Source organism: Methanocaldococcus sp. FS406-22 (assembly GCF_000025525.1).
In the GTDB taxonomy this organism is placed as follows: domain Archaea; phylum AGJL01; class Methanococci; order Methanococcales; family Methanocaldococcaceae; genus Methanocaldococcus.
On sequence record NC_013887.1, the window covers coordinates 937,983 to 951,718 of the forward strand.

Sequence of the window (13,736 nt, forward strand, 5' to 3'; positions counted from 1 at the left end):
TTTTTGGCGATGATGACAATTTCGCTAGCTGATTTTTGTGATGACTACTCCCGCAGCTGAGCCAAACTTTTTAAAGATTTTTTATCCATTCATCAACATCATAGTCCAACTTCTCAAACCACATCTTTTTGCCTTTTATAATTATGTTTCCTCTCCATTCTTCCTTTGTTTCTGGGAAATCTTCCCTATAATGAGCTCCTCTGCTCTCCTCCCTATATAAGGCAGATTTTGTAACTAACTTAGCAACAACAACCATGTTTTTTAACTCAAAGTATTTCTGCAAATCAATAATTCCATTAATTTTGACATCGTTTAAGTTTTTCTCAATATCATCAATTTTTTCTAAAGCTTTTTTTAATCCTTCCTCGTTTCTAATAATGGATACATAATCCCACATAGTCTTTTTTAAACCCTCAATTAAGTTATAGATATTTAAATCCCCTTCTAAGCTTTTTATCTCTTCCAGTATTTTGGCAATATCTTCTTCCACATCAATATTATCAAACTCATTATTTTCAACAAATTCCTTAGCTGATTTTCCAGCAATTGAGCCAAAGACCTGAGTATCTGCTAAGGCATTGCCTCCCAATCTATTAGCCCCATGAACTCCTCCTGTAACCTCTCCACATGCAAATAATCCAGCTATGTTGGTTTCACACCTCTCATTAATCCTTAAACCACCCATAAAGTGATGAGCAGTTGGAGAAACAATCATCGGCTCTTTTCTAATATCAACCCCTACTCTCAAAAATTGCTTTAACATTGTTTCTAACCTTTTCTCAATAACTTCATCTGGCAGATGGGAGACGTCTAAATAAACCCCTCCATTAACTCCTCTTCCCTCTTGAATCTCTCTATAAATAGCTCTTGCAACAACATCTCTTGTTGATAATTCCATTCTTTCCTTATCATATCTTGCCATAAATCTTTCTTTATTTTTGTTATATAAAATTCCTCCTTCTCCTCTAACCGCCTCTGTAACCAAAATTCCTGTTCCTACCATTCCTGTTGGATGGAATTGAACCATCTCCATGTCTATAAGCTCAACTCCTTCATTATAAGCTATAGCAAAACCATCTCCAGTCTTTTGTATTGGATTTGATGTTATAGGATAGAGTTGCCCAGCTCCTCCAGTTGCCAATATAGTTGCCTTAGCAAATATTGGGAATATCTCTCCAGTCTTTAAATCTAAAAATATTGCTCCATAGCATCTGTTATCTTTAACAATCAACTTTATTGCCATAACTTCTTCTAAAATCTTAATCCTTTCAAATTTTGAGATATATTCCATTAAACCTCTCATTATCTCGTGTCCTGTTCTATCTCCACAGTAGCAAGTTCTATTAAATGATTGCCCACCAAATGGTCTTTGAGCTATAAATCCCTCCTTATCCCTATCAAACAAAGCCCCAAACTTTTCTAAGTTTAAAAGTTCTTTTGGAGAGTTTTTAACTAAAATCTCCACTAATTTTGGATTATTTATAAATCCTCCACCTTTCACTGTATCATAAAAATGCTTTTTAAAGCTATCATTTGGGTTAAAAACAGCGTTATATCCACCTTCAGCCATAACTGTGCATCCACTTTTTCCAAATAATCCTTTAACGGCTATTATAACATTCTTATCTCTGCATTCTATTGCTGCCCTTGCAGCGGCTCCTCCTCCACCTATAATTAGAATATTAGTTTTCATTTTTATCACCAAAAAATAGGATACTCTCTTTAATATTTAAAACTTATAAATCAAAAAAATATTTTCTAATTGATTATTGAATTGATTATTGATTATTGATTAAAATAGTTCAATAAAAAAGCCATAAAATAAAAAGAAAAATAGTATTATTTAGCATTTAGTGTTTTTAGTAAGGCACTGGTAGTCCGAGCTCTTTCCTATGCTCAATTTCCTTCATGTTCTTCTCTTTTTTCTGTAATGCTAATTTTTCAACTAATCCTAGTCCTGGTTTAACTTCTTCTATCGGTTTAACTTCTAAGTAACCATCTTCAACCATTTTGTTGAATATTTCCTCTCCCTTAGCAGTTCTTATAAACACTGTACTCCATCCGTCTGGGCTTCCAACTGAACCTGTTGAAATATCTGCCAACTCTGCTGTATAATCTGTACAAACGTGGCAGGCTATTTGCTCGTAAGGGTGGGTTTCTTTTAATTTAATTGCTTTTGTCTCTCCCCATCTTGTATAAACCCAGAACTTACCCTTTCCAATATCCATCTTAACAACATCTTCCATTTTAACTCCGCAGTGTTCTTCAACAATTAACTTTAAACCATTATATGGGAAGTTCTCCATACAGAAAATTCCAATAATCAAAGCAATCTTGTCTGGGACATGCCTAAATCCAACTGGATATTTCATCAATTTTCTAACAGCCCTAACTTGGCATGGTGTTCCAACAACTCCAATCTTTTCACAGCCGTATTCTCTAACAGCACTCTTTAATACTGAAATATTAGGGCAGACAGTATATTTTGTTCCTGCAGCCTCTAAAACCTCCTCTGGTGTTGTAGCAACTTTTGGAACTGCTTTAAACTCCCCAGCATTATCTGCAACGATAACTCCATCTAATAAGTTGTTTTCTAAACCATAAATAAAAGCTGTTGAAACAATTCCCCCATCTTGTGCTTTCTTTAAAACTTCTTTTAATGTACTTCTTGCTGAAACTACTTTTTTATAAGCTCCAAAAGGATTCATCCTATTCCACCCCAAAAAAATTATTATTTTATTATTTATTCAATCTTCTCAATTAACTCTGGGAATCTAATTCTTGGACACTGGACAGAACAAGCTCCACATTTTATACAAAGTTCTTTTATTATGTTTGGCCTCCCATCCAACATCTCTATAGCCCTCGTTGGGCAAGCAGCAGCACAAGTCCCACAACCCATACAGAGGGATTTATTAACAACCTTATAGATAACATCACATCCACATGCTTCACTTCCTTTCTCTGCCAATTCAGCATAAGGTTGTAGATATTCCATATCTCCGTTTAATGCAGCGGTTATTACTCCAACAATTGCCTCTGGAGAAGGTGGGCAACCAGGAATTGCTAAATCCACTTTAATAACTTCAGTTAATGGGGAGAACGAGCTATGAACAGGTTTAGATAGCTGATTTCCTTTACAGTATCTTGTAACTCCACCAGTTGCCGCACAAGCTCCTAAAGCAACAACAATCTTAGCCTTTTTTCTAACCTCTTGAGCTACTTCCAATGAATGGTGGTCATCTAAACATACACTACCTTCAACTAAGGCAATATCACATTCTGGAATTTCTCTTGCATCAGCCAATGTTTGGCAATAAACTAACTCAATTGAGTTTAAGACATCTAAAAGCTTTTCATATGTATCTGCTAAAGAAACTAAACAACCACAACAGCTACATAACTGAACGTGGGCAACTTTAACCACTTTAATCACCTCTTAACTCTCTAAGAATTATATCCACTGCTTTATCAACTGCCTTTTCAACCTCTTCACTTAAGCCGATATAAACATCCGGCTCTGAGATGTATTTAGCTTGGCAGCCAACAACTTTAACCTCTATATTGTATTTTTCAGCAACTTCTCTCAATAAAGGAGCTAAAGGCCAGTCATGGGAATCTAATCTATGATATTTTGGATTTGGAAGCTCATCTTTTTTAATTATCTTTATTTCTCCTGGATTTAATCCCCAATCAATCACATCAACAACAATTATCTTTTTTGTTTTAGAGTTTTCATCTATTAATGTTAAAACCTGCTGAGGGGCTCCAGCTCCGGCATCAACCAACGCAATTTTTCGCTTTTCTTCATCAGTTAAGATTTTATCTAATTTTTCAATGACATGAACGCTAAAGCCATCATCAGCGAATAGTATATTTCCACAGGCTAAGACCATTATCTCTTTTTTTAAATATGAGGGAGTGAAATCAAACAATTCATTATCTTGGCTTTCTATCTCTGCCTTCATGGTTTCATTCATTTTAAGTTTTTTAAGATTTTAATTTTAAATCTCAATAGAAGACGCCTCTCGGGTCCCTTTCGGGTTCCCCTCGAGGCTTATAACATTTTTCTAACTTCTATAACCTCTTTTGTCTCCTCATCTTTAACTATAACGTGGGTAGCACATGAAGCTCATATGTCATAAGCTCTCATTATAACTTCAGCATACTGCTGTGGATAGCCTTCAATCGCCTTCTCAACAATTGGGAAGTTCCATGTTGATGCCGCTATAATTCTATAGCTCTTAATTCTTCCATCCTTTCCAACTTCAGCCATGTGAGTGTTTGTAGCCCTTGGTGCTTCATGAACGCCTATACCAACTCCATCTTTATATTCTGGCTCAACTCTTGTCTTTCCATTTAAGTTTAGCTCATCTAAAATCTCTAAAGCCCTATAAACAGCCCCAAGGTTTTCTTGAGCCCTTGCTATGTTGATGTCTAAAGCACTTCCCCCCTCTCTAAAGTTTCCAAATTTAACCATTCTTGCCCTTGGTCCTCCTTCAGCAGGAACTCCCGCATATAAAGGAATTTGAATTGTTGTTGTTTGCTTTGCCTCTTCATCTTCGTAGTATCTTTGAGCTGGAATTTCAGTTACATCATTCCAATTTATTGCATATCTATCTCCATAGGTTGTATGTGTAGCTATGTATGGATATTCATGAGCCCCTAAGTCAGGAATGCCTATCTCTTCCAAGTATCTCTCAATTAGCTCAGTGTATTTTTCATACAACTCATAAGCATCTTTTTCATACTGTCTTAAGGCATAGTATAGCTTTGATTTAGCTCTCTCTGTTATGTTTGTTCTCATTCCACCAATTACAATGTTTGGTGGGTGAATTCCTTCTCCCCCTACAATGTCTACAACTAACTGTCCGACTTTTCTCATTCTTTGGATTAATTTTATTAGTTCTATTTTTAGCTCTGTCTCATCTGGTTTTAAGAAGTCATCAATTGTTAGTAGGTGGTGTAATGGGTGGGAGTGCAATCTATTTCCAATTCCAACTAACTCTCTTAACAACAAACCATCATCTGGGATTTCGCAGTCAATGGCATTTTCTATAGCTTCACATGAAGCAATTCCGTGTGTTGTTTGACAGATTCCACAGATTCTCATAACAGCAATTGGAGCAAACTCTGCTGGCTTGCCTTTCAACATTGTCTCAAATCCTCTAACTGGAGTTGTGTTTAAATAATATGCCTTATTAACAATTCCCTCATCATCAACCTCTAAAATCAATTTAGCATGTCCCTCATGTCTGGTTGTAGGGGCAATTTCTATTCTATTTGTCACAAAATTCACCTCCAAAGTAATAAAGCATTAAAAAATTATTTATCTCGTCAACCATCATTAGGTTGTTTTATATAAGCTTATATAAGCTAATATCTCTTTAAAAATGCCAATATAGGAATTTAGGTTTTTAAATATGTCATATATCGATTTTTAGTAATAAATAGGTAATAAAAAATTATTTTTTGTATGATTAAGTAAATTTTACCTTACTTAAAATTCATTTATTTATATATTTAGTATAAGGGAAATGTCTAAGGGTTGTCCTATAATTAATATATATAATCAAATATGTTATTGGTTATCCAGAAGTTAAAAAACAGAGATTGGAGGTGGGGTTAATGAGAAGTATTGTAAATGAGATTAGTAAATTAAAAGGAGTTTGTGGTGTTTTAATAACAAGTAAAGATGGATTATTTTTAGAAGATAACCTAAATGAAAGTGATATTAATAGAGAATTTCTTAGTAACCTAATAGGAATAGTGTTTGGTTCAAGTGAAAAGACGGGAGAAGTTTTTAATCAGGCTGTGGATTCGATAGAAATAAATGGGAACAGCTTGAAAATAAAATTATTTGATGCAGGAAAATATATTCTTGTAGTTATAACAAACAAAGATAGAGATATTGAGAATGAGGTATTGAAGAAATATGCAAACAAATTAAGAGAAGAATACGACGATTTGTTAAAAATGCCTTACGAAAAAGACACTATCAAAGTTAATTCTTAAATTACACTACAGTAAGGCTATTTTTGTATTATTTTGAGAAATATACAACATATTTCTTTAAAATTTCGATATTCTTTGTAAAATGAAAAAATTTTCTGTTTTCTTTCCAGAATATGGAAATTAAAAATACTTAAGAATTCAAATAAACTATATTTCCAATTTCCATATATTTCAAAAATAAAAAATAAAAAAAAGGTGATGTATTGTGAAAATTTCGGTTTATGGAGCAGGAAATCAAAAACTCTACTTAGAACAACTGAAAATTCCAGAAAAGTTTGGAGGGGAGCCGCCTTACGGTGGAGCAGGGATGGCAATTCAGTTTGCACAAGCTGGACATGATGTTGTTTTAGCTGAACCAAATAGAAATATAATGAGTGAAGATTTATGGAAGAAAGTTGAAGATGCTAGAGTTAAGATAGTTAGTGACGATATTGAGGCAGCAAAGCATGGAGAAGTTCATATTTTATTTACACCATTTGGTAAATACACCGTAAAGATTGCTAAAAACATCCTCCCTCATGTGCCTCAAAATGCTGTTATTTGCAATACTTGCACAATATCCCCAGTAGTTTTGCATAAAATGCTTGCTCAAGAATTAAGGGCAAAGAGAAGAGATGTTGGAATAAGTTCATTCCATCCAGCAGGAGTCCCAGGGACTGAAAAACAGAAAGTTTATGTTATTGCAGGTAAGGCATTTGATGGAACAAGCTATGCAACTGATGAGCAAATAAATAAGTTGGTTGAATTAGCAAAGAGTATCAACAAAATTCCAAAAGTCATGCCTATGGGGTTAGTTTCACCAGTAGGAGATATGGTTTCAAGTGTTGTTATCTCAATAATAGCTTCAATATTGGAATATGAATATAGTGGAAGGAACTACTTAAATATTCCAGAAAAAATGATTGATGACCAAGTTTTATTGGCTCTAACCTCTTTAGCTGCCCTTGTTTATGCAGGAGGGGTTAAAGAGCTTTTATCAGTTATTGACCCAGAGGCATTAATGATTTCTGCTGAAAATATGTTAATTTGTGAGGATCAAATTATGTTAAAGAATGCATTAAACATGTTTAAGGATGCCTATGAAAAAGGATGGATTAATGAATATTCAAAAGGAGGGGAAATAAAACCTGTTAATATGGCTCTACCTTTAGCAACATTCCATATGTATGAGGAAATCAAAAGAATTTTGGGAGAGCATCCTGCAAAAGGTATTGTAAATAGGGCAATAAGAAGTAGATTTAAACATTATTTAGAATAATTTTTTAAATTTTGAATCATTAATTTTAAATAATTGTTGTGAATTATATTATAGTTTGGCAGATGATGACGTTTATCCCCGACTGAGCTGTGATGAGTAGCAAGCCGGCTGATGCCATTTTTCTTTTTTATTTACTATATTGGGGGAGGGAGAATTATGAAAAAGTTTCTTTTATTGCCAATTTTGATTGTCACAATAATATTTTCTGGCTGTATTGTAAATAATAATCAAAATGATTTCAATAATTTAATGGAAACGAAAAGTGATATATCTTCAATAATTTTGGACTTAAATGAGAATAAAGATGAATACATTCTAAAAATCTATTTTGTTGGTGAAAATTCAAGTTTTGTTAAAAAAGAGGGAGTTTTAAAGGTTGGTATTTATGATGACAAGGACAACCAATTATATTATAAAGAAATATCTGTAGATTTAGATAAATTTAAACATCTATCTTATGGTGATGGAATTTTACTAACAATAGAAAAAAATGAAATTAAAAAGAGCTCATCAAACATTGGAAGGATATCCATAGATTTTACCTATGATAATGGAAAAACCGTATGGGTTGATACGCCCATATCTTTATCTTATCTAAATGAAAAAGAAAATATAAATCCACAAACTTCCACAGATGTTTGTTATATGACATACACATGGGAGTACAAAGGAAAAATTCATTATTTAAATTTGTACATCCCAAAATACCTCTATGATTATTACAAATCCAAAAAAAAGAGAATATATTAGGGATTACTCATATTACGTTTTAGACCCTTATGATGATTGGTATTTAAATAGGGTTATCCAAAAAATAGATGAAATTTGCAAAGAAAATAATTATAACGAATATGATAGAATAAATTTAGTTATTTCCTTTGTTCAACAGCTTCCTTACGCTTATGACAAGGTTTCTACTGGATATGATGAGTATCCAAGATACCCAATAGAAACTTTGGTTGATTATGGAGGGGATTGTGAAGATACGTCTATATTAACAGCCGCTTTATTAAAACAGATGGGTTATGATGTTGCATTAATTAGATTCCCAAGACATATGGGGGTTGGAGTAAATTTAAAAGGTAGCTATGGATATTACTTTGAATACAATGGAAAAAAATATTTCTATTTGGAAACAACAGATAACGGATGGAAAATTGGGATGCTTCCAGATGAATTAAAAAATGAAAAAGCTGAAGTATATCCAATAACTGAAAAACCTATTTATTTATGGGACTGGAAGGGCTATTTATATAATGGCTATGCTGAGATAACAGTTAATATAAAAAATGCAGGAAATTTAGAGGGGAAAGTTAAAGTTTATTGTGCATTTGATGCTGGTAATGGATACGTTTACAATCCAACAGAATCTTCCATATTAACGATAAAACCAGGAGAAGAGAAAGTTGTAAAGCTAAAGCTTAATGTTCCTCATAATAAACAGACAAGGTTAATAGTTGGATTGTTAGATGTAAACACAGATAAATTGATAGATGTTAAATACTCTGCTGAATTCAAAACATGAAGGGGCTAAAAAATGGATGAGGTAAAAGTAATTGAAATAATCAAAAAAACTCTAAAATTTTCTAATGAAAATATTGTAAAAGGCATTGATGATGACTGTGCAGTTATAAAAATTGATGAAAATTTTTATTTAGTTGCTACAACAGATATGATGGTTAAAAAAGCCCATATTCCTTCTATCTTATCCCCATACGAAATTGGAGGGAGAATTTTAACTGCGAATGTTTCAGATATTGCATCCATGGGAGCTAAACCATTGGCATTTTTAATATCAATATCTCTATCTAAGGGAGAAGCTAATGAGAATTTTATTAGAGAGCTTTATTCTGGCTTAGATGATTTTTCTAAGCTTTATAACTGCCCAGTAGTTGGTGGAGATACAAATAGAGGAAACGAGCTAACATTATCAGGAACTGCTTTTGGAATAACTGACAATCCTATATATCGGGGAGGGAAAATTGGAGATGATATCTGTGTAACTAATGATTTAGGTAGGGTTTATTGTGCTTTAACTCTATATTATATGCTTAAAGAGAACAAAATTAGCTATAGAGAGTTTGAAAAACTTTGCCAAAAATATCCAAAGATTATTGAAAAATTAAGAAAACCTCTTGCAAGGGTTAAAGAAGGATTATTAATGAATAAACTCATAAATGGTTGTTGTGACATCTCAGATGGTTTAGGAAAGGAAATAACATATTTCAAAAATTTTGAGATATACAGTGATAAAATTTTTAAGCTTATTCCAGACGATGTTATTGAATTTTGTGAAGAATTCAACCTAAACCCAATAAAAGTAGTTTTAAATAGTGGGGAGGAGTTTGAGCTTTTATTTACAACATCCAAGTTTAATAAAGTGAAAGATTCACTAAAAGGTTATTCAAAGATTTATAAAATTGGTAAAATTATAGAAGAGGGGCAGTTTATTGATGGAGAGGAGTTTTATGGTGGAGGATATATCCACAAATGGTAAATCTAAAAAAGGAAAAATCTTGTTTTTAATAAAATTTTATATTATATTTTTAGTAGGGTTTTTTATTTTGGACTATTTTGAAAAATATTTAATAGGAATAGTTACTTATCTAAGCTATGTATTTACAAAAATAATAATCCCAAATGCAAGATTGGTGAATAATTTTATATATTTGCCAAACAACACTGTTGAAGTGGTTGAAGAATGCACGGGAAGTTTTTTAATTGCTGGATTTTTAGCTCTAATTATTGTTTATTCTAAAAGTAGTAAAGAGTTTTTAATTGGGCTCTTTTTTGTATTATTGGCATTTTTTGTAAATATTTTTAGGATAGTGTTGGTTTGCTATTTAGTAAATATGCATCCAGAAAATCCTTGGCTATATCATGAAATTGCAGGATATGGAGTTATATTAACGTTAGTCCCAATATTGGTAGTTAGTTATTTAAAAATTATTGAAAAATTAAGGGGAGAAAATGCAATTTATAAGAGTTAATACTTTAAAGATTAATCCAGAAATATTAAAAGAGAGATTAGAGAATAAAGGCGTTGTTTTAGAAAAAACTTTCTTAGATTATGCTTTTGAAGTAAAGGAAGCCCCGTTCTCAATTGGCTCAACTCCAGAGTATTTGTTTGGCTATTATATGCCACAATCAATATCTTCAATGATTCCACCAGTTGTTTTAAATCCAGAAGAAAATAGTTTTATATTAGATATGTGTGCCGCTCCAGGGGGGAAAACAACTCATTTAGCCCAATTAATGAAAAATAAAGGAACAATAGTTGCAGTTGAAATTAGTAGAAGTAGAGTAAAGGCGTTGAAATCAAATATAAATAGGATGGGGGTTTTAAACACAATCATAATAAATGCAGATATGAGAAAATACAAAGATTACTTATTAAAAAATGAGATATTTTTTGATAAGATTTTATTAGATGCTCCATGCTCAGGAAACATTATTAAAGATAAAAATAGAAACGTCTCAGAAGAAGATATAAAATACTGCTCTTTAAGGCAGAAAGAGTTAATAGATATAGGTATAGATTTATTAAAAAAAGATGGGGAATTGGTTTATTCAACTTGCTCAATAGAAATTGAAGAAAATGAGGAAGTAATAAAATACATACTACAAAAAAGAGACGATGTTGAGTTGATAAATATAAAAACAGATGAATTTAAAGGAATTAATATAAAAGAAGGCCATATAAAAGGAACTTTAAGAGTTTTTCCACCAAATGAACCATTTTTTATTGCAAAATTAAAGAAAATAAAATAATGGTGATGAGATGGATTTTATTGTCATTGATGGAAGTTATTTAGAAGGAGGGGGACAAATTATAAGAACTGCTGTTTCTTTATCAGCTTTAACTCAAAAACCAGTAAAAATTATTAACATAAGGAAAAAGAGAAAGAATAAAGGTTTAGCTCCTCAACATGTATCTGCAGTTAAAGCAGTTAAAAAACTTTGTAATGCTGAAGTTTTTGGATTAAACGTTGGCTCAGAAGAATTAACTTTTATACCTTCAAAATTGGCTTCAAAAGATTTTACAATAGATATTGGTACTGCTGGAAGTATATCCTTAGTTATACAAACCCTTCTCCCTTTATCATTGGGAATCAACAAAAAATTCACTGTAAAAATAAAGGGAGGGACTGATGTTAAACGTGCTCCTCCAATTGATTATATAAAAAATGTAACCTTAAAAATCCTTAGAGATTTTGGAGTATTGACAGAGCTAAAAGTTTTAAAAAGAGGATTTTATCCAGAAGGTGGAGGAGAAGTTATATTTGAAGTTAAACCATCAAAAGTTAAAAAATTTGATTTAATAGAACATTCTAAAAGTAACTTAGTTGAAGGAATTGCTTATGTGCAAAATTTAGATGAGAATATAGCAAGAAGAATGAGAAAAAAGGCGGTGGATTTATTAAACAAAGAAAAACTTATGCCCAATATAAAAATAGAATGTTCAAAAGGTATTTCTACTGGGGCGGGTATAGTTTTATGGAACGATACTTTGGGAGGAAGTTGTTTAGGAGAAAAAGGACTAAGGGCAGAGATTGTCGCTGAAAGGGCTGTTAATGAATTATTGAAAGAAAGGGAAAGTGGAATGGCTTTAGATAAATATATGGGAGACCATATAATTCCATTCTTAGCTTTTGGTAAAGGAATAGTGGGGGTTTCAGAGATAACCAATCACACAAAAACAAACATTTGGGTTGTTAAGCATTTCTTAGATGTAGATTTTGAGATTAAAGAGTATAAAGAAAATAATTGCAATGGATTTACTATTGAGGTGGTTTAAATGTTCAACTATTTTGAAACTACTGCTGATTTGGGTGTTGAAGCAAAAGGAAAAAGTTTAGAAGAGGCATTTAAAGAGGGGGCTAAGGGACTTTACAATATTATGGTAGATATTGATAAAGTTGATAAAAAAGAAAAAATAGAGTTTGAAATAGAAGGGGAGGATTTGGAAGAGCTTTTATACAATTTTCTAAATGAGTTACTTTTTTATACTGATGTTGAAAATCTGGTTTTTAGCGACTTTGATGTAAAAATCGAAAAAGATAATAACGGCTATAGGTTAAAATGCACTGCTTATGGAGAAAAGATAAACAAAGAAAAACACAATATAAAAGAGGAGGTTAAAGCAGTAACCTATCACATGATGGAAGTTAAACAAGAAGAAGATGGATGGAAGATTAGATACATAGTTGATTTATAGCCATAGGGAGCTATGCTCTCTATATTAATAAAGGTTTCATCATATATAGTTTTTTTGCAAAAGTTATTAAAATTAAAAAGGAAAATTTGAACACCTTCCCAAAGGAAGGTGTTCATAAATACCTTATGTATTTCAAAATGTTTTGCAAAAAAACTATAGTTATAAATAACTTCCTAAAACATTTCCTTTCATATCTATAATTATACAGCTGAATTTAATACCTTCCCATCTTTCACTTAACCTTTCAACAACTCTTTTAGCTATAAGGTTGAAAACATCATTTAAAATTCCTTTTTCCTCTAAAATTTTAATAACTTCCTCTGTTGTGCTAGAAAACAATATTTTTTTTATCGCCTCTTTGTCATCAATAAATAGAGATGAATAAGCAGCTAATATCTCATTTCTACAATCAGCTACCTTTGAGTGAGTATTATATATCCCCCCAGCCAACTTAATTATTTTTCCAGCATGTCCAAAAATTAAAATCTCCCCAACTCCTTTTTCTTTAGCTTTATCAAGCATAAATCCCCAAAAGTTTGAAACCTCAATTATCTCATCATCATTGGCATTTAAAAGTTGTTTAGCATATTTGGTTCCAATATTTCCAGGAACAAATATTAGCTTTTTATAACCATTTGCTAATGCAACATCTATTTGTGGAGCTAAAGAGTTCATATATGCTTCATTTGACATTGGTCTAACAATTCCAGTTGTTCCTAATATAGACAAACCTCCGATGATTCCAAGTTTTGGATTCAGTGTTTTTTTAGCCAGTTCTTTGCCTTTTGGTATTGAAATAGTAACTTCAGCAACTTCATCATCATTTAAAAGCTTTAAAAGGTTGTTTCTAATCATCTCCTTAGGTTTTGGATTTATAGCTGGCTCTCCTTTCTTTACCTGCAAACCATCTTTTGTAACTATTCCAACTCCTTCTCCACCTTTGATAATAACATCTTTTTTTCCTTTTTTTAATTCAATCTCTGTAATGATTTCAATTCCGTTTGTTATATCTATATCCTCTCCAGCATCTTTAATAACCACTGCCTTAGCTTTATTTCCACATTTTTCAATGTTTTCTATTGGAATAATTAATTTATCACCATTTAAATTCTCAATCTCAACATAATTAAGTTTTTCTCCAAATTTTAAATAATAAAGGGCTGAATAAGCCCCAGCAACAGCACATGAGCCAGTAGTGTAGCCAAATTTTGATTTTTTCCTAAAATCATAAATCATAATCTCCCA

At 32.0% G+C, this 13,736-nt stretch carries 15 protein-coding genes; 9 read left to right on the plus strand and 6 right to left on the minus strand.

The window, feature by feature from the left end:
- Window positions 1–70 precede the first annotated feature (70 nt).
- The 5 genes from tfrA to frhA all read right to left on the minus strand — a co-directional run bounded on the left by tfrA (window position 71) and on the right by frhA (window position 5,290).
- On the minus strand, window positions 71–1,693 hold the full coding sequence (tfrA, locus tag MFS40622_RS04720) for a fumarate reductase (CoM/CoB) subunit TfrA (protein WP_012980536.1): 1,623 nt from the start codon (window positions 1,691–1,693) through the stop codon (window positions 71–73).
- A gap of 166 nt (window positions 1,694–1,859) precedes the next feature.
- Complete coding sequence (gene frhB, locus MFS40622_RS04725) at window positions 1,860–2,708, minus strand: coenzyme F420 hydrogenase subunit beta (RefSeq protein WP_012980537.1); 849 nt, start codon at window positions 2,706–2,708, stop codon at window positions 1,860–1,862.
- A gap of 35 nt (window positions 2,709–2,743) precedes the next feature.
- A complete protein-coding gene (gene frhG / locus MFS40622_RS04730) occupies window positions 2,744–3,427 on the minus strand; it encodes a coenzyme F420 hydrogenase subunit gamma (RefSeq protein WP_012980538.1) in 684 nt (227 codons plus the stop codon).
- Between the two features lies 1 nt (window position 3,428).
- Window positions 3,429–3,968 (minus strand): coenzyme F420-reducing hydrogenase, FrhD protein, encoded by a 540-nt coding sequence (gene frhD, locus MFS40622_RS04735; protein WP_012980539.1) that lies wholly within the window; start codon window positions 3,966–3,968, stop codon window positions 3,429–3,431.
- Between the two features lie 89 nt (window positions 3,969–4,057).
- Entirely contained in the window at window positions 4,058–5,290 is a 1,233-nt protein-coding gene (gene frhA / locus MFS40622_RS04740) for a coenzyme F420 hydrogenase subunit alpha (RefSeq protein WP_012980540.1), read from the minus strand.
- Between the two features lie 338 nt (window positions 5,291–5,628).
- On the opposite strand from frhA, the gene MFS40622_RS04745 reads away from it, so the two are divergent.
- From MFS40622_RS04745 to MFS40622_RS04780, 9 genes are all read left to right on the plus strand, one after another.
- Window positions 5,629–6,015, plus strand: a complete 387-nt coding sequence (locus MFS40622_RS04745) for a roadblock/LC7 domain-containing protein (RefSeq protein ID WP_012980541.1) — start codon at window positions 5,629–5,631, stop codon at window positions 6,013–6,015.
- A 205-nt stretch (window positions 6,016–6,220) separates the two neighbouring features.
- Window positions 6,221–7,273: a H(2)-dependent methylenetetrahydromethanopterin dehydrogenase-related protein gene (locus tag MFS40622_RS04750; RefSeq protein WP_012980542.1), complete on the plus strand. Its 1,053-nt coding sequence runs from the start codon at window positions 6,221–6,223 to the stop codon at window positions 7,271–7,273.
- Window positions 7,274–7,429: 156 nt separating this feature from the next.
- Entirely contained in the window at window positions 7,430–8,023 is a 594-nt protein-coding gene (locus tag MFS40622_RS09345) for a hypothetical protein (protein ID WP_052292130.1), read from the plus strand.
- Entirely contained in the window at window positions 7,986–8,798 is an 813-nt protein-coding gene (locus tag MFS40622_RS04755) for a transglutaminase-like domain-containing protein (RefSeq protein WP_052292131.1), read from the plus strand. Before MFS40622_RS09345 ends, MFS40622_RS04755 begins: the two co-directional genes overlap by 38 nt.
- A 12-nt stretch (window positions 8,799–8,810) precedes the next feature.
- Window positions 8,811–9,770: a thiamine-phosphate kinase gene (thiL, locus tag MFS40622_RS04760; protein WP_012980543.1), complete on the plus strand. Its 960-nt coding sequence runs from the start codon at window positions 8,811–8,813 to the stop codon at window positions 9,768–9,770.
- Window positions 9,742–10,263 carry an archaeosortase family protein ArtE gene (artE, locus tag MFS40622_RS04765; protein WP_012980544.1) on the plus strand — a complete coding sequence of 174 codons (522 nt, stop codon included), beginning with the start codon at window positions 9,742–9,744 and terminating at the stop codon, window positions 10,261–10,263. Before thiL ends, artE begins: the two co-directional genes overlap by 29 nt.
- Window positions 10,244–11,044, plus strand: coding sequence for an NOL1/NOP2/sun family putative RNA methylase (locus MFS40622_RS04770; RefSeq protein WP_012980545.1), 801 nt, complete (start codon window positions 10,244–10,246; stop codon window positions 11,042–11,044). Before artE ends, MFS40622_RS04770 begins: the two co-directional genes overlap by 20 nt.
- 10 nt (window positions 11,045–11,054) lie before the next feature.
- Window positions 11,055–12,071, plus strand: a complete 1,017-nt coding sequence (gene rtcA, locus MFS40622_RS04775) for an RNA 3'-terminal phosphate cyclase (RefSeq protein ID WP_012980546.1) — start codon at window positions 11,055–11,057, stop codon at window positions 12,069–12,071.
- The gene (locus MFS40622_RS04780) at window positions 12,072–12,491 is read left to right on the plus strand and encodes an archease (RefSeq protein ID WP_012980547.1); all 420 of its coding nucleotides are present in this window, start codon (window positions 12,072–12,074) and stop codon (window positions 12,489–12,491) included. It abuts the gene before it with no gap.
- Between the two features lie 159 nt (window positions 12,492–12,650).
- Here MFS40622_RS04780 and cbiD read toward each other — a convergent pair whose 3' ends face one another.
- Complete coding sequence (gene cbiD / locus MFS40622_RS04785) at window positions 12,651–13,727, minus strand: cobalt-precorrin-5B (C(1))-methyltransferase CbiD (RefSeq protein WP_012980548.1); 1,077 nt, start codon at window positions 13,725–13,727, stop codon at window positions 12,651–12,653.
- Window positions 13,728–13,736: the final 9 nt, after the last annotated feature.

Excerpts from the sequence above, each read along its gene's own strand:
- tfrA (WP_012980536.1), bottom strand. The coding sequence starts at position 1,693 with ATGAAAACTAATATTCTAATTATAGGTGGAGGAGGAGCCGCTGCAAGG.
- frhB (WP_012980537.1), bottom strand. The coding sequence starts at position 2,708 with ATGAATCCTTTTGGAGCTTATAAAAAAGTAGTTTCAGCAAGAAGTACA.
- frhD (WP_012980539.1), bottom strand. The coding sequence starts at position 3,968 with ATGAAGGCAGAGATAGAAAGCCAAGATAATGAATTGTTTGATTTCACT.
- MFS40622_RS04745 (WP_012980541.1), top strand. The coding sequence starts at position 5,629 with ATGAGAAGTATTGTAAATGAGATTAGTAAATTAAAAGGAGTTTGTGGT.
- MFS40622_RS09345 (WP_052292130.1), top strand. The coding sequence starts at position 7,430 with ATGAAAAAGTTTCTTTTATTGCCAATTTTGATTGTCACAATAATATTT.
- MFS40622_RS04755 (WP_052292131.1), top strand. The coding sequence starts at position 7,986 with ATGATTATTACAAATCCAAAAAAAAGAGAATATATTAGGGATTACTCA.
- thiL (WP_012980543.1), top strand. The coding sequence starts at position 8,811 with ATGGATGAGGTAAAAGTAATTGAAATAATCAAAAAAACTCTAAAATTT.
- artE (WP_012980544.1), top strand. The coding sequence starts at position 9,742 with ATGGTGGAGGATATATCCACAAATGGTAAATCTAAAAAAGGAAAAATC.
- MFS40622_RS04770 (WP_012980545.1), top strand. The coding sequence starts at position 10,244 with ATGCAATTTATAAGAGTTAATACTTTAAAGATTAATCCAGAAATATTA.
- rtcA (WP_012980546.1), top strand. The coding sequence starts at position 11,055 with ATGGATTTTATTGTCATTGATGGAAGTTATTTAGAAGGAGGGGGACAA.
- MFS40622_RS04780 (WP_012980547.1), top strand. The coding sequence starts at position 12,072 with ATGTTCAACTATTTTGAAACTACTGCTGATTTGGGTGTTGAAGCAAAA.
- cbiD (WP_012980548.1), bottom strand. The coding sequence starts at position 13,727 with ATGATTTATGATTTTAGGAAAAAATCAAAATTTGGCTACACTACTGGC.